Genomic DNA, 19,603 nt, shown 5'->3' with positions numbered 1-19,603 from the left:
TCCGCCTCAGCGGACGCGCCGCAGCTGCAGCTGTCGTTCTCCGGTCACCGGGTCGATGCCGTGACCGGTCTCCTCGAACCCCTGCCGCCGGTAGAACGCGGTGGCCCGCGTGTTCTTCGCGTAGACATCAAGCTCGACGACCGGGCGGTCACGACACGCGGCCTCCAGCAGGGCGCGGCCGATGCCGCCGCCCTGCTGCGCCGGATCGACGAACAGTGCGGCCAGATGGTCGCCCATCATCGAGACGAAGCCGACCACCCGCCCGTCGCGGACCTGCACCAGCGATGTCGCGCCGGGCAGGTAGATCTCCCGCATCGCATCGAGCTGCGCATGCCAGATCGCGGCCGGCACGAAGTCGTGGGCGGCTATTGAGGCCCGCAGCCAGATGTCGAGCACCTGCGCGTGGTCGTCGGTGTTCATGCTGCGAATCATCGTGTGTGCCCGTTCGGTCGAGACGCGTATTGCAGCAGGCCGCCGCAGCGCGGTCTTGTACGTTCACGACAACTGCTGGAAGCCGCCGTACACCTGCTCTGGCAGGTGCACCACCGCGCGCGTGGGCGCCGCCGCGCCGAGGTGGCGACGCCAGTGCCGGTGCAGGTGCGCCTGGTCGACGAAGCCGTGCGCATGCGCCAGACGGGTCCACGATCCCCCGTCACCAGCCGGTCGATCAGCGAGCATGCGATTGAAGCGCAGCAGGTCGATGCAGCGCTTGAGTCCGATGCCAGCAGTGGCGGCGAACGCCCGTTCCAGCGTGCGCACGCCGATGCCGTGTCGCGTGGCAAGTGCGCCGACACGCGGCGGCTCGGACGCGTCGTACCCTGCAAGCCAGGCCATCACTTGCCCGACCAACTGTTCGCGGGGCGTCGGTAACGGCTCCAGCAACAGGTGTCGCGCCACCTGCTCGAGATGGACGCGGGCCGTGTCGGGATCCCGCGAGAGTGCAGCAGTTGCTACGGGCATGCCGAGCGCGACCACCGGGTCCCGACGACGGACAGGGTCGGCGTAGCCGAGCAGCCGGGCGGTGACCTGGGCCGACAGCACCAATCCCTGTTTTCGTACAGGCCCGGTGTCATCGATGACCAGCGGTCCTGCGCCAGGCCGGATCAGATGGCTGCCGAACACCTGCAGATCGCCGTAGACATGGCGCTGGCCGGGCGGCGAGAGCAGCAGATGCGCCACCGGCATCGGCGGCAGTGTCGAGCGCAGGGCGACCGGCGTGGCGATGGCGACGCCCCAGCAAGCAAGCACGACCTCGCGCAGCGCAGGCTCACGCGCCGGCGCCTGCCAGCCCGCGATTCCGGATGACGTCACCATGGCCTCCCTCCGCGTGCACGCCGGCCTTTCAATCCAACGCACACCTGTGCGGGGCGGGCGCGGCACCACGGATAGAATAGCCAGTCCACTCTGCGAGACGGGCTTCGATGGCCTTCGACGCCTTTGCCCTGATCCTGGCGATGCTCGCGCTGGGCATGCTGTTCGCCCGGCTGCGGGTGATGCCGGCCAATGCCGCCGAGGTGCTCAACCTCGTCGTGCTCTACGTGTGCCTGCCGGCCGCGGTGCTGGTGCATGTGCCGAAGCTCAGCTTCGACGCGACCCTGCTCGGCGTCGCGGCGACGCCGTGGCTGCTCGCGGTCGCGACGGTCGCGCTGGTGTTGCCGCTGGCGCGCTGGTTGCAGTTCCGGCGCGACGAGACCGCAGTGCTGCTGCTGTGCGTGGCGTTGTGCAACAGCAGTTTCATCGGCTATCCGATGGTCGCGGCCCTGCTCGGCGACGACGCGGTCGCCTACGCCGTGGTGTACGACCAGTTCGGCACCTTCGTGCTGCTGTCGACGTTCGGCCTGACGATCCTCGCGCGCTACAGCGGCGACACGCCGCCGGGCTGGCGCGACATCGTGCGGCGCATCCTGCGGTTTCCACCCGTGTGGGCGCTGCTGTTCGGCCTGACGCTGATGCCGGCCGCGCCGCCGGCGTGGATCGCCTCGGCACTGGAGAATCTCGCCGCTGCGCTGCTGCCGCTGGTGATGCTGGCGGTCGGCCTGTCGATCCAGCTGCGCATGCCGCGCGACGAGATCCGTCCGCTGGCGACGGGGCTGGTGCTGAAACTGCTGGTGATGCCGGCACTCGCGCTGCCGCTGTCGCTGCTGTTCGGCATGTCCGGGCAGATGCTGCGGGCGAACGTGCTGGAGTCGGCGATGCCCGGCATGATCACCGCCGCCGCGCTGGCGATCGCGCAGGGCCTCGCGCCGCGACTCGCCGCCGCCCTGGTCGGCTACGGCATCCTGCTGTCGCTGGTGACCCTGCCGGCATGGGCCTGGGTACTGGGGCGTTTCGCCTGACGGCGTCGCGAAGATGCGCGGGGCGTTGATGCTGCGCGCCGTGCATCCTGCAGGCTCTGGAGGAACACCGGCCACAAAAAAAGCCCCGCTTGCGCGGGGCTTTCTCTTGTCACGATGTCGAGTGGATCAGAAGCGGTACTGCGCCGACACGCCGAACAGGTTGGCGTTGCCATCGTAGTCGCCCACAACGCGGCCCAGGCCACCGGTGGGCGTGTTGACCTTCGGGTCGCGCGGCTCGATGCGGGTGTAGGCGAAGTTGAGATCGAACGCGTCGCTCATCGCCCAGGTCGCACCGACCGAATAGAACAGGCGGTTCGCGTCGGGCAGGCGCGGGGTGCGGTGCTCGATGCTGGTCGGGCTCTCGTCGTACGCGACGCCGCCACGCAGCTTCCAGCTGTCGTTGAGCTTGTACTCGGCGCCGACAGCAGCGAAGTAGCTGTCCTGCCACTCGAAGGGCTCGACCGAATCCGGATCCGGGTTGTCGAACTGGATGCGCACTTCGCGCAGCGACGACCAGTTGGTCTCGGCGTAGGTGGCCGACAGCTGCAGCGCGTCGGTGACCTGCCAGGCGGCGCCGACGTTGAGGATCGACGGGGTGGTCAGGTTAGCGAACACGTCACCGTCCTGGAACCAGCCCGGACGCGCCTGGTTGAACACGGCGGCCGCGCCCGAGGGCACGGTCCAGTCGGCGGTGCCGGTCAGCTCGTAATCGATCTCGGAGCGGTAGCTGACGCCGATCGACACACGATCGGTCGGACGGAAGTGCGCGCCCAGCAGGTAACCGAAGCCGTTGTCGTCGCCCTGCACGTCGGCGATGCCATCGGCACCCTGCGGCTGGGCACCCGGAACGCCGGCCTGCGCGAGCAGCGTGCCGAAATCGACGGCCTTCGACAGCGTGACGTCCGCGCGCGAGGCGATGACGCCGATGCCGACCGAGAAACGGTCGCCCAGATCGATGGCGCCCGACAGAGCCAGATCGATGATCCGCACGTCCGATTCCAGCGCCGTGTAACGGCCGATCCAGCCGGCGTCGTAGTCGGTGCTCAGACCGAACGGCGCGCTGACCATCGCGCCGAGCGCGACGCCGTTGTCGAGCTTGTGCACGACCGAGAACGCCGGGACCGGGGTCACGCCACCGGCGTTGCCGCCATTGCCGCCGGTCATCGGGCGACCGAACGCATCGGACGCCGAGCCCTGGAATTCATAGTTGAGATCGATGACGGTCAGGTCGGCCTGCACCGTGGTGCCTTCGAACTGGGTCATCACAGCCGGGTTGTTGGTCACGACCGAGCTGTCGCCGGTCTTCGCGGCAGTGCCGGCGAAGGACGTGCCCTGCGACTTGACGCTGTTTTCCTTGAGCTGGAAACCGGCGGCCTGGGCCTGGCCTGTGAATGCGAGCGCGGCGGCGACGCCGAGTGCCAGCGTGGTGGTACGGGTAAAGCGGGGGGTGGTAGCCATGTGTCGTGTTCTCTCCAAACAGGTGTGGTGTCGTGTGCTACGCCCGGCGTGGACGGGGCCCCCTCCGTCCGCGCCACCTGTCGGAATTCCCCTCCCGAACCGCGTCGCGGCCGCACTATACCGTACGACTCCGTGTGGAAACGCTGCTGCAGTGCGGCATTGCGTGATGCCGCAACGCCGCGCTTTACCGGGTTGCCAGCGGCACTCGACAATGCAGGCGATGTTCGTCTCGATCCCCAGCCGCCACGCCCGTACGCCGTTCCGCTGGGCGGTGCCGATGCTGTGCGGGTCTCTGTGGCTGGTGTTCCTGTGGGCCAGTACCCGGTCGGCCAACGACCAGTACGCGTTGCTGCTGGACTGGGGCGCGTTGTACGGCGGGCCGGTGGGCACCGACGGCACCCTGGTCAACTGGGCCGCCATCGGACCCTGGCTGCGGCTGGTGACGGCGCTGTTCCTGCATGCGGACTGGGCGCACCTGCTCGGCAACCTGGTGTTCCTGTTGATCTTCGGTCTGCCGGCCGAGCGGCTGATGGGGGCGTGGCGACTACTGGTGCTCTTCATCGTCGGCGGCGCGCTGGCGAACCTGTCGGCGGTGCTGGCGATCGGCGCGCCGGACCGGCTGATCATCGGCGCGAGCGGCGCGGTATCGGCCCTGATCGGCGCGTACCTCGCGCTGTTCCCGCGCGCGCGGCTGGGCGTCGTCGTGCCGCTGGGCCTGTTCCTGGAATTCGTGCGCGCGCCGGCGTCGCTGCTGATCGGCGTGTGGGCGGTGCTGCAGGTGATCTTCGCCTACATCGGCCCCGCCTTCGGCGCCGTGGCCTGGACCGCGCATCTGGCCGGCTTCCTGTTCGGCGTGGTGTTCGCACTGGTCTCGCGGCATGCCATCGGCCAGCGCCTGCGGCGGCTCAAGGGCTACTGAGCGGCGCTCTATAATCGGCGCATGACAGGCAAGACGCTCTACAGGGTCACGTTCCTCAGCCACGGCAAGGTCTACGCGCTGTATGCGCGGCAGGTCGAGAGCGGCCGGCTGTGGGGATTCGTCGAAGTGTCCGAGCTGGTGTTCGATGTCCACGACGGCCTCGTCGTCGACCCGACCGAGGAACGCCTGCAGGGCGAGTTCGCCGGCACGCGCACGCTGCACCTGCCGATGCAGAGCGTGCTGCGCATCGAAGAAGTCGAGAAGAAGGGCCCGTCGGCGATCCGCGACGCGTCCACCGGCGAGACCGTGGTCACGCCGTTCCCGCTGCCCGCACGACCGCGCTGAAACCGTCCGCTGCGCATGTCCCGCTGAAGCGTCGCGTTACACTCGCCGGCCCACGCGGCCATCGCGTGCCGGCTGCGAAGCTGGCCCCACGCGCCGTCACCCAGGCACACCGCCCAAGGCAACGATGACCACTTCCCAGGCACTGCTCGACACCCACGGCCCACGCGAATCGATGGAGTACGACGTCGTCGTCGTGGGCGCAGGTCCCGGCGGACTGGCGACTGCGATCCGGCTCAAGCAGCTGGCCGCCGAAGCGGGCCGCGAGGTGTCGGTCTGCGTGCTGGAAAAGGGCTCCGAGCCGGGCGCGCACATCCTGTCGGGCGCGATCATCGACCCGCGTGCGCTGACCGAACTGATTCCGGACTGGAAGGAAAAAGGCGCGCCGCTGAAGCAGGCTGTCACCCGCGACGAATTCCTGTTCCTCGACGAGACCGGCCAGAAGTCCACGCCGGATTTCTTCCTGCCCGACTGCTTCAAGAACCACGGCAACTACATCATCAGCCTCGGCGCGCTGGTGCGCTGGCTGGCCACGCAGGCCGAAGCCCTGGGCGTGGAAATCTTCCCCGGTTTCGCAGCCGCCGAAGTGCTGTATGCCGAAGACGGCCACGTGCGCGGCGTCGCGACCGGCAACCTCGGCATCGGCAAGGACGGACAGCCGACCGGCGAATTCCAGCTCGGCATGGAGCTGCATGCCAAGTACACGATCTTCGCCGAAGGTTCGCGCGGCCAGCTGGGCCGCGAACTGATCGCGAAGTTCGCGCTGGACGAGGGCCGCGATCCGCAGAGCTACGGTCTCGGCATCAAGGAACTGTGGCAGATCGATCCGGCGAAGCACGAGCCGGGCCTGGTGGTGCACACCGCCGGCTGGCCGCTCGACGGCGACACCTACGGCGGCTCGTTCGTCTATCACGCCGAGGACGGCAAGCTCGCGATCGGTCTGGTGGTCGGCCTCGACTACAGGAACCCCTGGCTGAGCCCGTTCGAGGAATTCCAGCGCTTCAAGACGCACCCGGCGATCCGCAAGTATCTCGAAGGCGGCAAGCGCATCGGCTACGGCGCGCGTTCGATCACCGCCGGCGGCCTGCTGTCGATCCCGAAGCTCGTGTTCCCGGGCGGTGCCTTCGTCGGCTGCGAGGCCGGCACGCTCAACGGCAGCCGCATCAAGGGCAGCCACGCCGCGATCAAGACCGGCATGCTCGCCGCCGACGCCGCATTCGCCGCGCTCGGCGAGAGCCGCAGTGGTGACGAACTGGCCGCGTATCCGGTCGCGTTCGAGGCCAGCTGGCTGCACGCCGAGCTGTCGCAGTCGAAGAACTTCAAGCAGTGGTTCAAGAAGGGCCGCACCATCGCGACGCTGATGACCGGCATCGAACAGTGGCTGCTGCCCAAGCTCGGCATGCGCGTGCCACCGTGGACGATCCATCGCGACAAGCCAGACCACGCATGTCTGGAGCCGGCCGCGCAGCACGCGAAGATCGAGTACCCGAAGCCCGATGGCGCGCTGACCTTCGACCGTCTGAGCTCGGTGTACCTGTCGAGCACCAACCACGCCGAGGACCAGCCGGCGCATCTGACGCTGAAGGACGCTTCGGTGCCGGTCGACGTGAACCTGGCGACCTACGCCGGCCCCGAGGCGCGCTACTGCCCGGCGGCGGTCTACGAATTCCTCGACGGTCCGGACGGCCCGTTCCTGCGGATCAACGCGCAGAACTGCGTGCACTGCAAGACCTGCGACATCAAGGATCCGACCCAGAACATCGTCTGGGTCGCGCCGCAGGGCGGTGGCGGTCCGAACTACGCGGGGATGTGAGATCGCACACGTCGGCGGCGCGTTGCACCGGTCCATGGCAATGCGCGGTGTCATATCGCACCGCCGTCATGCGGCCGGACGTGGTCCGGGCGAAGCGGAAGTCCGGGATCGGCGGCGGACCGCAGCAAACTTGAAAACCTGCCCGTATACTCGGGCACAGCTGTGGCCGACGGCCATGTCGCCAAGGGTGTTTCGTGCGTAATTACGATCTCGAATTCCTCAAGCGCTTTTCGATGGTCCTGCTGTTTCTGACCGTCGTAACGCTCGGCCTGATTCTCGGTGCCTGGTATCTGCACAACTCCATTCCCGGCGAAGTGCCCCCGGGCGTGGCCAAGCGCACCGAGGCGCGCATCGCACCGACCGGTGCGGTCTACGCAGGCGCCACCGGCGCCGCGTCGCAGGCCGCTGCCACCGCGGCGGCAGCCGCTGCCGCTGCCGCGCAGGTCGCCTACGGCGGCACGGTCGACGGCTCGGTGATCTACCAGAACCTGTGCGCGGGCTGCCACACCTCCGGCGCCGGCGGTGCACCGACGCTGGACCACCAGCACTGGGATGCCCGCATCGCCCAGGGCCAGGAAACGCTGTACCGCCATTCGATCGAAGGCTTCACCGGCGCAGCCGGCGTGATGCCGGCGCGCGGCGGCAATCCGGCGCTCAACGACGAGCAGATGCATGCCGCCGTCGACTGGATGATCGACAACCTGAAATGACGTTGGCCGGGTGACATGCCCGCCCACCCGACGCCGCCTCTCCGGGCGGCGTCGTCGCATCCGGCCGCCGCGGCCACTGGAGTTCCGATGATGATCCGCCCTGCCACCGCCCTGCTCGCCTGCGCCCTGCTCGCCGCCTGCCGCACCACCGCCCCGGGCGCCGATGCCGGCACCGTCGCGATCGGCAGCCTGCACGCACTGCCGCAGGACGCGACGGCGATCGTCTCCGGCCGGGTGACCGCGCGCTTCGACGATCTGGGCGGCTGGTTCCTGCAGGACGCGGGCGACGGCGACCCGGCCACACCCGATGCGGTGTTCGTCCAGGCGCGTGACGGGCAGCCGCTGCCCGAGGTCGGCGCGCACGTCCGCGTGACCGGCACGCGCGCAGGCGAGGCCGCCACCGCGCTGCATCCGCAGCGCATCGAAGTGCTGTCGACGCCGGCGCCCGTGATCGCCGCGGTCGTGCTCGACGCGCCGCCGGCCGACTGGTCGGCGCTCGCCGGGACCCGGGTGCGGATCGAAGCGCCGCTGACGTTGACCGGCCAGCATGAGCGCGGACGTCGCGGCACGCTGGCCACGAGCTTCGACGGCCGGCTGTTCACGCCGACCGAAGTCGCCCGTCCGGGCGCTGACGCCGCGCGTGTCGCGTCCGACAACGCGCGTCGCCGCGTGCTGCTCGACGACGGCCGCGAAGACGCGCCGGCCGACGGCCAGCTCTGGTATCTGCCGCAGACCGCGCAGGCCCTGCGCAGCGGCAGCGTGCTGACCGGCATCGAGGGGGTGGTCGACCATCGCCACGGCGCCTGGCGTCTGCAGCTCACCGCGCCCGTGCAGCCGCAGCCGGCCTCGCGTCCGCCGGCGCCCGTGGTCGACGGCGACGTGCGCATCGCCGCGTTCAATCTGCAGAATCTGTTCAACGGCGATGGCCGCGGCGGCGGCTTCCCGACGCCGCGCGGTGCGCTCACGCCCGAGGAACTGACGCGCCAGATCGAAGGACTGGTCGCGACGATCACCGCGCTCGATGTCGATGTCGCCGCACTGATGGAACTGGAGAACGACGGCTACGACGCGCAGTCGAGCATCGCCGCGCTCGTCGACGCATTGAACGCCGAAGGCCCCGCGCACGACTGGCGCTTCGTCGATGCCGGACAGGGCCCGGGCACCAACGCGATTCGCGTCGGCCTGATCTACCGCGACACGCGTGTGCGGCCCAAGGGCCCGCCGGCCACGCTCGACGGCGGACCGTTCGCCGAACTCAGCCGTGTGCCGCTGGCGCAGGCGTTCGTGCCGCTGCGCAACGGGCGCCCGGACGGACTCGACTTCAGCGTCGTCGCCGTGCACTTCAAGTCCAAGGGCTGCGGCGAAGCCACGGGCCTGGACCTCGACCAGCGCGACGGCCAGGCCTGCTGGAACGCGGCCCGCGTCGACGCCGCGCAGCGCCTGCGTGACTGGCTGGCGACCGCGCCGACCGGCACCCGGGAGCGTGTCGCGGTGGTCGGCGATTTCAACGCCTACGCGATGGAAGACCCTGTGCGCGTGTTCACCGACGCCGGCTGGCGCGACCCGTTCGCCAGTGGCGATGGCGGCACGCAGTACAGCTTCGTGTTCGACGGCCAGGCCGGCCGCCTCGACCACGCCCTGCTCGCGCCCGCGCTGGCCACGCGCGTCACGGGTGCGGCGAAGTGGCACAGCAATGCCGACGAGCCTGCCGACACGCGCGAGCGCGAAGCGGCGGGGCCGTGGCGCAGCTCGGACCATGACCCGCTGGTCATCGGCCTGCGGCTGCGCGGACGCTGACACCGCATCTGCCCGGGCGCGCACGGCTTCGTCGCGAGCGGCCCGGTATCATTCGCGCATGACGTCCCCCACGTTCCACACACAATCCGGGCCGCTCGTACTGCCCGGCCCCGCCGGCGACCTCGAAGCCGCGATCGATCTGCCCGACGCCGATGTCGCCGCGCTGCCGTTCGTCGCCGTGGTCTGCCATCCGCTGCCCACCGAGGGCGGCACGATGCACAACAAGGTCGTCACGATGGTCGCGCGCACGCTGCGCGAACTCGGCGCGGAGACGGTGCGCTTCAATTTCCGCGGCACCGGCGCGTCCGACGGCACCTACGACGACGGCATCGGCGAGATCGACGACCTGACCGCGGTGATCGAATGGGTCCGCCGCGAACGACCCGGCCACGCGCTGTGGCTCGCCGGTTTCAGTTTCGGCGCCTACGTCTCGCTGCGTGCGGCCGATGCGCTGCAGCCGGATGTGCTGATCTCGGTCGCACCGCCGGCCGGTCGCTGGGATTTCGAGTCGATCGTGCTGCCGAGCTGCCCGTGGCTGGTGATCCAGGGCGAGGCGGACGAGATCGTCGATCCGCAGGCCGTCTACGACTGGCTCGACGACAGTGGCGCGCAGGCCGAACTCGTGCGCATGCCCGAGACCAGCCACTTCTTCCATCGCCGCATGATCGATCTGCGCGGCGTGGTGAAGCACTGGGCCACGCCGCACCTGCCGCGGGCTGCGGGTTGATGCGCCTGCTGTCGACCCGGGCGCACGCGCCCCGGACGCCCTGCGCATGAGCACCCTGCAGACGCCATCGGAGCGCTACACCGCCGGCGTTGCACGCGGCGACTGGCAAACCGATCCTGCGCAGCAGCCGGCCCTGGTCGAACTCGACCGCCTGCATGCCGCACTGCTTCAGCCGCCGGCGCGGCGCGGCATGCTCGGTCGCCTGTTCGGCGGCGGCGATGCACCGGACGCACCGGCCGGCCTGTACCTGTGGGGCGGTGTGGGTCGTGGCAAGACCTTCATGATCGACCTGTTCCACGACGGCCTGCCGCTGCAGCCGATGCGTCCGATGGGCACCGACGATGCGGCGCCCGCGGCGCCGGTCAAGGATCCCGCCCGCCACGCGACGCCCGACCCGAAACTCGGTCGCAAGCGCCGCACCCATTTCCATCGCTTCATGCGCGAGGTCCATGCCGCGTTGCGCGCGCATGCCGGCGAGCGTGACCCGCTGGCGGCGATCGTGCGCGACTGGCGCGATGCGGGCCTGCGCGTACTGGTGCTCGACGAATTCTTCGTCAGCGACATCGGCGACGCGATGCTGCTCGCACGTCTGCTCGAGCGCATGTTCGCCGACGGCATCGTGCTGGTGACCAGCTCCAACGTCGATCCCGTGGATCTCTACAGGGACGGCCTGCAGCGCGCGCGCTTCCTGCCGGCGATCGACCTGATCCGCCAGCATTGCCGCGTGGTCCACCTCGTCAGCGATACCGACTACCGCATGCGCGCACTGACGCGTTCGCCGGTGTACCGCACGCCGCTCGATGCGGACGCCGACAGCTGGCTCGACACGCGCTGGCATGAACTCGGCGGCGACGACGACCACCGCGATGCCGGGGTCGAGATCGACGGCCGTCGTATTGCGGTGCGGGCGCGCACGCCGGGCATGGCCTGGTTCGATTTCGACGCGCTGTGCGAAGGTCCGCGCGGCGCCAGCGACTACATCCAGGTCGCGACCGAATTCCACACCGTGCTGCTGGGCGGCATTCCGCACATGGATGCCACGCGCGACGACGCCGCACGCCGCTTCGTCACACTGATCGACGAGCTCTACGACCGCAACGTCAACCTCGTCTGCACCGCCGCCGCCGAGCCGCCGTCGCTGTACTCGGGCGAACGTCTGGTGGGCGCGTTCGAGCGCACCGCCTCCCGGCTGATCGAGATGCGCAGCGAGGAATTCCTCACCCGCGAACACCGCGCCTGAGACCGGCCGGGCGCACGCGTCAGCGGAACACCACCGTCCGGTGCCCGTTGACCAGGATCCGGTGCTCGACGTGCCGGCGCACGGCACGCGCGAGTACACGCGATTCGATGTCGCTGCCGATGCGGACCAGGTCCGACGGTGTCATCGCGTGGTCCACGTGCGCCACGTCCTGCTCGATGATCGGCCCCTCGTCGAGATCCGCGGTGACGTAGTGCGCGGTCGCGCCGATCACCTTGACCCCGCGCGCGTGCGCCTGGTGGTACGGCTGCGCGCCCTTGAAGCTGGGCAGGAAGCTGTGGTGGATGTTGATCGCGCGTCCGGCCAGCGCTTCACACAGCGCGGGCGAGAGGATCTGCATGTACCGCGCCAGCACCACCAGATCGACACGTTCGCGTTCGACCAGCGCAAGGATCTCCGCTTCCTGCCGTGCACGATTGCCGGCGTCGACCGGGAGGTGATGGAACGGCACGCCATAGGAGCCGGTCAGCGCGGCGTAGGTGTCGTGGTTCGATGCCACCGCCACGATATCGGCCTGCAGCTGCCGGCCATGCGTGCGGAACAGCAGGTCGTTGAGGCAGTGGCCCTGCTTGCTGACCAGCACCAGCAGACGCGCGCGCCGGCGCGCATCGTCGATCCGCCAGTCCATGCCGAACGTATCGGCCAACGGGTGGAACGCCTGTTCCAGCGCCACGATGTCGGCCTTGCGCGGCAGATCGAAATGCACCCGCAGGAAGAACCGGCCCGACTCGGCGTCACCGAACTGCTGCGCATCGAGGATGTTGCAGCCCCACTGCAGCAGCAGGCCGGACACGCGATGGACGATGCCGGTGCGGTCGGCGCAAGACAGGGTGAGGACGTGATCGTGTGCCATGGGCGGGGCGCTGGCGGGGCGGCCGACTATGTCACATCGCAGGCCCCTGGCAGCCGCAGCAGCCAGCCGCCCGGCGCGGCTCAGCGCGCCATGTAGGCGCTCGGCGGCTGGCCGAACGCACGGTGGAACGTGGCGGTGAACGCACTCGGACTCTCGTAGCCCACATCGAGCGCGACCGAGGTGATCGATCGTCCCTCGGCCAGCAGCGAGATTGCCGACAGCAGGCGGATCTGCTGCCGCCACTGCGCGAAGCCCATGCCGAGTTCGTCGCGGAATGCACGCGTGAAACTGCGCCGGCTCATGCCCACCTGCGCCGCCCATGCATCGATGTCGCGCGTATCGGCCGGGTCGACCAGCAGGCTGCGACAGACACGCAGCAGCCGGGGATCCTGCGGCATCGTGGCCTGGTAGGGCGCGTTGGGCATGCGTGCGCATTCCTCGAGCAGCAGCGCCGTGATCCGGCCCTCGCGGCTCGCGGGCGCATAACCGGCCTGGAAACCGACGACCTCGAGGATCAGCGCACGCAGGAAGTCCGACACCTGCAGCAGGCGGCAGCGGTCGGGACTCGTGTCATGCACCGTGTCGATGTAGAGCGTGCGCACCGAGACCGCGCCCCGGCACGAGACCTCGTGCATCATCCGCGCCGGCAGCCACACCGCGCGCTGCGGCGGCACGACGTAGCTGGTCTGCGGGGTCGCCACCGACATCACGCCCGACGAGGCGTAGAGCAGTTGCGCACGCTCGTGGCAGTGCATCGGATCGACGAAGCCCGGGGGATACTCGTCGGCCAGTCCGATCACGGGATGCGGCGTGTCGAGATAGTCGGCGCTGCGTTTCATCGCCACGATCACACTGCAAACCCGGCGATCGCGCAACTGCCGGGCGACATGCCCGACGATGGCCCGACCGCGCGACCCGCCGACCTGTCGTGACCAGCCGGCCGCCGGTGCGCTGGGTATCGTGCAGACACTCTGCCGACCGGGACCGTCATGTCATCCACCCCGCCGCCTGCCGGGACGCCGCTCGACGACGTCGCGCCCGAAATCCGTGAATTCCAGCAGCGCATCAACGACGGCTATGCGAGCGAAGGCGACTTCGCGCGGTTGCCGCTCGACGATGCGCGCCGGGCCGCCGAACGCATCCGCGCGCCGTGGACGCGCGGCGGACCGACGATGGCCTGCACGACCTCGCTGCCGGCGGCGATCGCCGGTGTCGGCGTGCGCATCCACCATCCCGGCCCGCGCGGCACGCCCCTGCCTGCGCTGGTCTATCTGCACGGCGGCGGCTGGACGATGTTCAGCGTGGACACGCATGACCGCCTGATGCGCGAGTACGCCGCGCGCGCGGGCATCGCCGTGATCGGTGTCGACTACAGCCTCGCGCCGGAAGCGAAGTTTCCCCGGCCGATCGAGGAAACCGCCGGTGTCCTCGCGTGGCTGCGCGCACATGGCGGCGACTACGCGATCGACGGCACCCGCCTGCTGCTGGGTGGCGACTCGGCCGGTGCCAACCTGTCGGTGGCCACCAGCCTGTGGCTGCGCCAGCACGACCAGCCGCCGGTGCTCGGCATGCTGCTGAACTACGGCGCGTTCGATCGCGAACCGAGCGCGTCCTGGCATCGCTACGATGGACCCCGCTACATGCTGGAGGTCGGCGAGATGCACCGGTTCTGGGACAACTATCTGCGCGACGATGCCGATCGCCTCGATCCGCTGGCCGAACCGCTGCGCGGCGATCTGCGCGGCCTGCCGCCGGCGTACTTCGCGATCGCCGGCTGCGACATCCTCGCCGACGGCAACCGCCGTCTGGCGGCCGGCCTCGAGGCCGCCGGCGTGGCGGTCGAGGTGCAGGAGTATCCGGGCGCGACCCACAGTTTCCTCGAAGCGGTGTCGATCTCGCCGCTCGCCGACCGTGCGTTCGACGACGCCGCCCACTGGCTGCGCGCCACGGTGTCGGCATGACCGGCGCCTTCGTGCCGCGCGGCGATGCCGACGTGCTGGCGCTGGTGCGCGCGTATCCGCTCGCCTGGGTGATCGGCCACGGCAACACGGACACCGGGCCGTTCGATGCGACGCCACTGCCGCTGCTGCCCGGGCTCGACACCAGCGGTCGCATCGCGTCCTTCCTCGGCCACTTCGCGCTGGCGAACCCGCAGGTCGCCGCGCTGCGTGCCGATCCGCGTGCGCTGCTGCTGTTCAAGGGGCCGGACGGTTACATCGCGCCGCGCCTGGTCAGCAACCCGACCTGGGGCCCGACGTGGAACTACGCGGTCGCGCGTTTCCAGGTCCGGATCGAGTTCGCGCCCGACGACAACGACCATGCACTCGATGCACTGGCCGCGACCCTCGAAGCCGACAATCCCGACCCATGGACGACCGCGCGCATGGGACCGCGCTATGCACAGCTGCGCCAGCACATCGTCGCGTTCCACGCGCATGTCGAGCGCGTGCAGGCGACCTTCAAGCTGGGCCAGGACGAACAGCCGCAGACCTTCGAGGAGATCGTCGGCGGGCTCGACGATGCGCCGCTGCGCACCTGGATGCAGTCGCAGCGCGACTGACCTGCAGTCACCGGCCGCACACTGCGTCCGGTCCCCGCGCCCGACTGCGGACGCGGGGACCGTCGGGCCTCAGAGCTTCATCGTCACCGTCGCCATGATCTGACGGCCCTGGCCGTAGATGCAGTTGGCGATCGCCGAACAGCGGCCGACGTATTCCTTGTCGAACAGGTTGCTGGCGTTGAGGGAGAAGCGCCAGTTGTCGACGTCGTAGCGCACGATCGCGTCATAGAGCGTGGTCGACTTGCCGTAGAGCACGTTCGCATTGAATGCGCTGCGCAGGCTGCCGGCCGACTCGCTGAGGTAGCGCGCACCGAAGCCGGCACCGAAGCCGGCCAGCGGTCCGTCGACGAAGCTGTAATCCACGAACCCGGTGAGCTTGTGCTTCGGCGTGGTCGGTAGCGGATCACCGGTCGAGAAGCCGCCCTGGTCGGTGACGACTTCCGAATCGGTGTAGCTGTAGGCGCCGTTGAAGCTGAGTCGGTCGCGCACGCGCGCAACAATCTCCAGTTCGCCACCCTGCGCACGCACCTCGCCGATCTGGCGGCCGAACATCGGCGTCTGCCCGGACTGCACGTTGACCAGATTCTCCTGGTCGATGCGGAACAGCGCCGCGGTCGCGAACAGGCGCACGTCGTCGGAGAAGCCACGCGCATCGAACTTCACGCCCGCCTCGACCTGGGTCGCGGTGCTGGGCTCGAACGCGCGACCGGTCGCGGTATCGGTGCCGAGGATCGGTTCGAACGACGTCGCGTAGCTCACATAGGGCGCGACACCGTTGTCGAAGATGTAGTTCGCACCGGCGCGCCAGGTGAACTCGTCCTGCTTTGTCGTGACGCCGGTCTGCCGGTTCTCCAGTTCCACCTTGTCGAAGCGGCCACTCGCGGTCAGCACGGTGCGGCCGATCCTGATCTGGTCCTGCAGGTACAGGCCCGCCTGCTGCACGCGCTGGTTGTTGAAGATGTTGGTCATCGCCGGGGTGACGATCGGCGCGGCGCCGTAGACCGGGTCGTAGGCATCGATCGGCGGCGCGGCCGCGAATCCCAGCCGCGCGAAGTTCTCCAGCGCGCGCACGTCGAGTCCGGCGAGCAGTGTGTGCTGCACGCGCTCGTTGCCGAGGTGCATCGACAGGCGGCTGTCGACCGCAAAGCCCTCGACATCCTCGGCATACGGATAGGCCGAGCGGTTGACGGTGCGCTGGTCAGCCTGGAAGCCGGTCGAGTACACCAGCTTCTGCGCTTCTTCGTAGCTGTTCCAGCGCGCGTTCTGCTGGAAACGCATGGTGTCGCTGAAGGCATGGCTGAAGTCGTAGCCGATGCCGTACTGGGTGCGGTCGTAGCGGTTGTAGTCGGGCTCGCCGAGGTTGCGGTGGCGCGGCAGCTGTCCGTTGGGATTGCCGAGCAGCGTGCCCGACGCCGGCAGGTAGCCGTTGGTGTCGCCGGTGTTGGCGTCCTTCTGGTAGTAGGCCAGGCCGGTGAACTGCGTGGCCTTGCCGATCTGCCAGGTGAAGGTCGGTGCGATGTAGGTGCGGTTGGCCTCGACGAAGTCCATCTGCGAGCCGCGTTCGCGCACGAGCGCGGTGACGCGGCCGCTGAGCGTGTCGGTGAGCGCGCCGGTCACGGTGCCGTGCAGCTGGCGGTAGTCGTCGCTGCCCACGCGCACGCCGACCTCGCCACCGAAGGTGGTGTCGGCGCGACGGCTGGTGAGGTTGTAGATGCCGCCGGGCGGCGCGTTGCCGTAGAGCACCGATGCCGGGCCCTTGAGCACGTCGACTTCCTGGAAGCCGTAGAGATCGAGGCCGACGTTGAAGATGGTCGTGGTGATCGGTGCCTGCAGACCGTCGATGTACTGCTTGGGCGTGAAGCCGCGCAGGGTGAGGAAGTCGAAGCGCAGGTCAGGGCCGTAGTTCTCGCCGACGATGCCGGCGGTGTAGCGGATCGCCTGCTGCACATCGTTGACCGACAGCAGATCGATCTGGTCGCGGGTGACGACGGAGATCGACTGCGGCGTTTCGATCAGCGGCACGTCCGACTTGGTCGCCGTCATGCTCCCCGAGGGCACGTAGTCCGGCGCGATCACGATGATGCGGTCCAGATCGGTCGTCGACGCACTGCCGGCGGTCGTCGACTGGGCCTGCGCGGCACCCGCGACGAGGACGGCGGACACCGCGAGCGCCAGTGCGGCACGGTGCGGGTGGGAACGCGGACACGCCTGTCGAACCGTCATCGTCGTCTCTCCGGAAAGTAGTGGGGCGTCTGCGTCGCGTCCTTGTCATGCCCGATCGGGCATACACACAGCCGTCACTGGAATATGCGTGCCGCGATGGCGACCGGATGACGTGCGAGGGTCCGATGCCGTCGTGAGCGGGCCATCTGCCCGGCGCCACAGCGCACGACGCAGCCGATGGCGGCGTCGCGCGGGCCGTCGGGTCAGTCGCCCGACGCCACGGCCAGGTGACGGTCCAGCCAGTCGAGCACGCGCACCAGCACGTCGCGCTCGTGCGCGCGTTCGTGGAACCAGTGCGGGCCACGCGGATAGCGCACCATCGTCACCGGCGTGCCCTGGAAACGCAGCGCGCCATACAGCTGGTCGCCCTGCGAGACCGGCACGCGCGTATCCGCATCGCCATGCAGGATCAGCACCGGCACATCGATGCCGTCCACATGCCGGATCGGCGAATGCCGGTCGTAGACATCGCGACGCGTCACGGGATCGCCGAAGTAGCCCGGCAGGTAGTCGGGCGTATCGGTGGTCAGTGCCATCGCGCCGATGTCGCTAACGCCCGCACCGACGATCGCGGTGCGGAACCGGTCGGTGCGCGCGGCCGCCCACGCGGCGAGATAGCCGCCGTAGCTCCAGCCGCCGATGGCGACGCGCGCGGGATCGGCGATGCCCGTGTCGACCAGCATGTCGAGACCGTCCAGCACGTCCTGCAGGTCACCGCCGCCCCAGTCCTCGCGCACGGCTTCGGTGAACGCCTGGCCCTGCCCTTCGGAACCGCGCGGATTCGGCAGCAGGACCGCGTATCCGTGCGAGGCGAGCAGCTGCGCCCAGTCGTGCCACGAACCGAGCCAGCCCGACGACCATGCCCACGCCGGACCTCCATGGATCTGCAGCAGCGTCGGCAACGGTGTGCCGGGCACATGACCCGGCGGCAGCACCAGCACGCCATGGATGATCGTGCCGTCACGGCTGCTCGGCCACGACAGCTCGCGCAGCGTGCCACGCGCCCAGGCGGCGGTCTGCGGATTGCTGTCGCTGCGCACGCGCAGTGCCGGTGCGCCATCGCCGGCCGGCTCGAGCAGCCACACCTCGGCAGGCCGGTCGGATTGCGTGCCCACGAACGCGATGCGACCGGCATCGGCGCGCTGGAATCCGCCGCTTGCCGTCTGCACCGATGCGAACGGCGTGGCCGCACCGTCGCGCGCATCGATGCGGAGAAACTCCCCACGCACGCCCCGGATACCCAGCGCGACCAGCGTGTCGTCGTCCTGCCAGCGCAGGCCACGCAGGGTGCCAGGCCACTCACGCGCCAGCCGCACGCGGTGTCCGTCAGCCAGCGTCTCGACGACCGCATCGGCGCTCATCGCATACGCGTGCAGTTCGCCGTACAGCAGCTTGCGGCCATCGGGCGACCAGGCGAGGTCACGTGCCGCCGCGCGCGCGAAGACGGTCCGCCCCGGCGCGCCGGTCTGCGCGTCGAGCAGCACGATCCGGGAGCGGTACCAGTAGTCGTTGATCGTCGGCGTGTCCGCGACCCGCAACGCGAACTCGCGCCCGTCCGGCGACCACGCCGCATCGAGCACGTGCAGCGCCGGCGGCGACACTGCACGCGCGACACGCGTCTGCGGATCGAGCAGCCACAGGCGCTGGTGGCGCGTATGGACATCGCGCACCTGGGCATCGTCCTTGCACGCCGCGCGCGTACGTTGCTCGGGCGAGAGCGGATCGGTCACCAGCAGCGCGACCTGGCGGCCGTCCGGCGACCAGTGCACCGCGCCGATGTCGCCGGCCAGCGCAGTCAGGCGTTCGGCGCCACGGCCATCGCGATCGACGCGCCACAACTGCGTGGAGGCGACCGGTGGCGTGTCATCGGCTGCGGCGCAGGACGCATCGCCGGCATCGTCGCCGGAAGCGCCTGTCGTCGCAGCCCGGTCGGACAGGAACAGCAGCGACGACCCGTCGGGCGACCAGCGCGGCTGGGCGTCGGCGGCGCCATCAGGGGCGTCCAGGGTGTGCGGTGCGGCGTCGCCATCCGCATCGGCCAGCTGGATGCGGCGAACCGGAGATCCGCCCGCCTGGGCCGGCGTCTCCAGCACCCACGCCAGGCGCGTGCCATCCGCGCTGATCCGCACATCGTCGACCTCGCGCAGATCGACGATGTCGTCGGGCGTGATGACACGGCCCGGTTGGGCGGCGACCGCCTGCGTCGCCGTCATCAGTCCCGCCGCCACCAGCAGCTGTCCCATCCACGTCCCCCGAGCCCTGCGCATTCGCACTCCCGATGCCGGCGCGCGGCCACGTGCCGTGCGCTTCGCATCCGACTATGCCGCGCCGGGCGCCGGGTCGGGTGGCATGCCGGGTCGCAAACCGTTGCGGGCGGGCCAGGCCGCGCAGCCGGGACGGATGCAAGCGCGATGCCGCACCGGGCTGTCGAAGACACCGGCGCGCAGCGGGGTCGATCCGGCCCCTGTATCCATGCTCCCACCGCGCGCGCCGGAGATATCGGCCCATCCGGATCGAGCGATTTCTTCATGACGATTCGTCTGCAGCGCGGCCGCGCTGCCCCCACGAATGCCGTCATGGCGCGGCCCGGTGATGCTGCGCGACGGT

The 19,603-nt window shown here is 69.7% G+C and carries 17 protein-coding genes; 10 read left to right on the top strand and 7 right to left on the bottom strand.

Translation table 11 applies throughout. The annotated features are described in order from the left end of the window. Window positions 1–6: 6 nt before the first annotated feature. Complete coding sequence (locus AC3A4E_RS02930; RefSeq protein WP_487630077.1) at window positions 7–420, bottom strand: GNAT family N-acetyltransferase; 414 nt, start codon at window positions 418–420, stop codon at window positions 7–9. Window positions 421–495: 75 nt separating this feature from the next. Continuing rightward, the gene (locus tag AC3A4E_RS02925; protein WP_487630076.1) at window positions 496–1,314 is read right to left on the bottom strand and encodes a helix-turn-helix domain-containing protein; all 819 of its coding nucleotides are present in this window, start codon (window positions 1,312–1,314) and stop codon (window positions 496–498) included. A 107-nt stretch (window positions 1,315–1,421) separates the two neighbouring features. Between AC3A4E_RS02925 and AC3A4E_RS02920 the strand changes: the two genes are divergently transcribed. Continuing rightward, the gene (locus AC3A4E_RS02920) at window positions 1,422–2,336 is read left to right on the top strand and encodes an AEC family transporter (RefSeq protein ID WP_487630075.1); all 915 of its coding nucleotides are present in this window, start codon (window positions 1,422–1,424) and stop codon (window positions 2,334–2,336) included. A 126-nt stretch (window positions 2,337–2,462) separates the two neighbouring features. Here the strand turns inward: AC3A4E_RS02920 and AC3A4E_RS02915 are convergent, their stop codons facing one another. Further along, window positions 2,463–3,794: an OmpP1/FadL family transporter gene (locus AC3A4E_RS02915; protein ID WP_487630074.1), complete on the bottom strand. Its 1,332-nt coding sequence runs from the start codon at window positions 3,792–3,794 to the stop codon at window positions 2,463–2,465. 220 nt (window positions 3,795–4,014) lie between these two features. On the opposite strand from AC3A4E_RS02915, the gene AC3A4E_RS02910 reads away from it, so the two are divergent. The 7 genes from AC3A4E_RS02910 (at window position 4,015) to zapE (ending at window position 11,342) form a co-directional block, all read left to right on the top strand. Further along, window positions 4,015–4,713: a rhomboid family intramembrane serine protease gene (locus AC3A4E_RS02910; RefSeq protein ID WP_487630073.1), complete on the top strand. Its 699-nt coding sequence runs from the start codon at window positions 4,015–4,017 to the stop codon at window positions 4,711–4,713. Between the two features lie 21 nt (window positions 4,714–4,734). After that, a complete protein-coding gene (locus tag AC3A4E_RS02905; protein WP_487630072.1) occupies window positions 4,735–5,058 on the top strand; it encodes a DUF1820 family protein in 324 nt (107 codons plus the stop codon). Between the two features lie 124 nt (window positions 5,059–5,182). Beyond that, window positions 5,183–6,868: an electron transfer flavoprotein-ubiquinone oxidoreductase gene (locus AC3A4E_RS02900; RefSeq protein ID WP_487630071.1), complete on the top strand. Its 1,686-nt coding sequence runs from the start codon at window positions 5,183–5,185 to the stop codon at window positions 6,866–6,868. Between the two features lie 194 nt (window positions 6,869–7,062). Then, a complete protein-coding gene (locus tag AC3A4E_RS02895) occupies window positions 7,063–7,578 on the top strand; it encodes a c-type cytochrome (protein WP_487630070.1) in 516 nt (171 codons plus the stop codon). 87 nt (window positions 7,579–7,665) lie between these two features. Then, a complete protein-coding gene (locus tag AC3A4E_RS02890) occupies window positions 7,666–9,375 on the top strand; it encodes an ExeM/NucH family extracellular endonuclease (RefSeq protein WP_487630069.1) in 1,710 nt (569 codons plus the stop codon). 58 nt (window positions 9,376–9,433) lie between these two features. After that, complete coding sequence (locus AC3A4E_RS02885; protein WP_487630068.1) at window positions 9,434–10,102, top strand: alpha/beta hydrolase; 669 nt, start codon at window positions 9,434–9,436, stop codon at window positions 10,100–10,102. Window positions 10,103–10,148: 46 nt separating this feature from the next. Then, on the top strand, window positions 10,149–11,342 hold the full coding sequence (zapE, locus tag AC3A4E_RS02880; RefSeq protein WP_487630067.1) for a cell division protein ZapE: 1,194 nt from the start codon (window positions 10,149–10,151) through the stop codon (window positions 11,340–11,342). A 19-nt stretch (window positions 11,343–11,361) separates the two neighbouring features. Here the strand turns inward: zapE and purU are convergent, their stop codons facing one another. Both purU and AC3A4E_RS02870 read right to left on the bottom strand, forming a co-directional pair. Next, window positions 11,362–12,213, bottom strand: a complete 852-nt coding sequence (gene purU / locus AC3A4E_RS02875; protein WP_487630066.1) for a formyltetrahydrofolate deformylase — start codon at window positions 12,211–12,213, stop codon at window positions 11,362–11,364. Between the two features lie 80 nt (window positions 12,214–12,293). Further along, window positions 12,294–13,052: an AraC family transcriptional regulator gene (locus AC3A4E_RS02870; protein ID WP_487630065.1), complete on the bottom strand. Its 759-nt coding sequence runs from the start codon at window positions 13,050–13,052 to the stop codon at window positions 12,294–12,296. 150 nt (window positions 13,053–13,202) lie between these two features. Here AC3A4E_RS02870 and AC3A4E_RS02865 point away from each other — a divergent pair, with 150 nt between their 5' ends. Both AC3A4E_RS02865 and AC3A4E_RS02860 read left to right on the top strand, forming a co-directional pair. Beyond that, on the top strand, window positions 13,203–14,174 hold the full coding sequence (locus tag AC3A4E_RS02865) for an alpha/beta hydrolase fold domain-containing protein (protein ID WP_487630064.1): 972 nt from the start codon (window positions 13,203–13,205) through the stop codon (window positions 14,172–14,174). Then, window positions 14,171–14,773, top strand: coding sequence for an FMN-binding negative transcriptional regulator (locus AC3A4E_RS02860; RefSeq protein WP_487630063.1), 603 nt, complete (start codon window positions 14,171–14,173; stop codon window positions 14,771–14,773). The genes AC3A4E_RS02865 and AC3A4E_RS02860 overlap by 4 nt, the downstream gene beginning before the upstream one ends. Before the next feature lie 69 nt (window positions 14,774–14,842). Here the strand turns inward: AC3A4E_RS02860 and AC3A4E_RS02855 are convergent, their stop codons facing one another. Together AC3A4E_RS02855 and AC3A4E_RS02850 are read right to left on the bottom strand one after the other, a co-directional pair. Beyond that, on the bottom strand, window positions 14,843–16,996 hold the full coding sequence (locus AC3A4E_RS02855; RefSeq protein WP_487630062.1) for a TonB-dependent siderophore receptor: 2,154 nt from the start codon (window positions 16,994–16,996) through the stop codon (window positions 14,843–14,845). A gap of 203 nt (window positions 16,997–17,199) precedes the next feature. Then, window positions 17,200–19,239 carry a S9 family peptidase gene (locus AC3A4E_RS02850; protein WP_487630061.1) on the bottom strand — a complete coding sequence of 680 codons (2,040 nt, stop codon included), beginning with the start codon at window positions 19,237–19,239 and terminating at the stop codon, window positions 17,200–17,202. Window positions 19,240–19,603: the final 364 nt, after the last annotated feature.

Source organism: Luteimonas sp. Soil_N_1 (assembly GCF_057656255.1).
The sequence above is the reverse complement of the archived record's forward strand: the minus strand, read 5'-3'. Positions and strand labels throughout refer to the sequence as shown.

Bases quoted from the DNA above. Each gene is read 5' to 3' on its own strand.
- AC3A4E_RS02930 (WP_487630077.1), bottom strand. From the start codon at position 420: ATGAACACCGACGACCACGCGCAGGTGCTCGACATCTGGCTGCGGGCC.
- AC3A4E_RS02925 (WP_487630076.1), bottom strand. From the start codon at position 1,314: ATGGTGACGTCATCCGGAATCGCGGGCTGGCAGGCGCCGGCGCGTGAG.
- AC3A4E_RS02920 (WP_487630075.1), top strand. From the start codon at position 1,422: ATGGCCTTCGACGCCTTTGCCCTGATCCTGGCGATGCTCGCGCTGGGC.
- AC3A4E_RS02915 (WP_487630074.1), bottom strand. From the start codon at position 3,794: ATGGCTACCACCCCCCGCTTTACCCGTACCACCACGCTGGCACTCGGC.
- AC3A4E_RS02910 (WP_487630073.1), top strand. From the start codon at position 4,015: ATGTTCGTCTCGATCCCCAGCCGCCACGCCCGTACGCCGTTCCGCTGG.
- AC3A4E_RS02905 (WP_487630072.1), top strand. From the start codon at position 4,735: ATGACAGGCAAGACGCTCTACAGGGTCACGTTCCTCAGCCACGGCAAG.
- AC3A4E_RS02900 (WP_487630071.1), top strand. From the start codon at position 5,183: ATGACCACTTCCCAGGCACTGCTCGACACCCACGGCCCACGCGAATCG.
- AC3A4E_RS02890 (WP_487630069.1), top strand. From the start codon at position 7,666: ATGATGATCCGCCCTGCCACCGCCCTGCTCGCCTGCGCCCTGCTCGCC.
- AC3A4E_RS02885 (WP_487630068.1), top strand. From the start codon at position 9,434: ATGACGTCCCCCACGTTCCACACACAATCCGGGCCGCTCGTACTGCCC.
- zapE (WP_487630067.1), top strand. From the start codon at position 10,149: ATGAGCACCCTGCAGACGCCATCGGAGCGCTACACCGCCGGCGTTGCA.
- purU (WP_487630066.1), bottom strand. From the start codon at position 12,213: ATGGCACACGATCACGTCCTCACCCTGTCTTGCGCCGACCGCACCGGC.
- AC3A4E_RS02870 (WP_487630065.1), bottom strand. From the start codon at position 13,052: ATGAAACGCAGCGCCGACTATCTCGACACGCCGCATCCCGTGATCGGA.
- AC3A4E_RS02865 (WP_487630064.1), top strand. From the start codon at position 13,203: ATGTCATCCACCCCGCCGCCTGCCGGGACGCCGCTCGACGACGTCGCG.
- AC3A4E_RS02860 (WP_487630063.1), top strand. From the start codon at position 14,171: ATGACCGGCGCCTTCGTGCCGCGCGGCGATGCCGACGTGCTGGCGCTG.
- AC3A4E_RS02855 (WP_487630062.1), bottom strand. From the start codon at position 16,996: ATGACGGTTCGACAGGCGTGTCCGCGTTCCCACCCGCACCGTGCCGCA.
- AC3A4E_RS02850 (WP_487630061.1), bottom strand. From the start codon at position 19,239: ATGGGACAGCTGCTGGTGGCGGCGGGACTGATGACGGCGACGCAGGCG.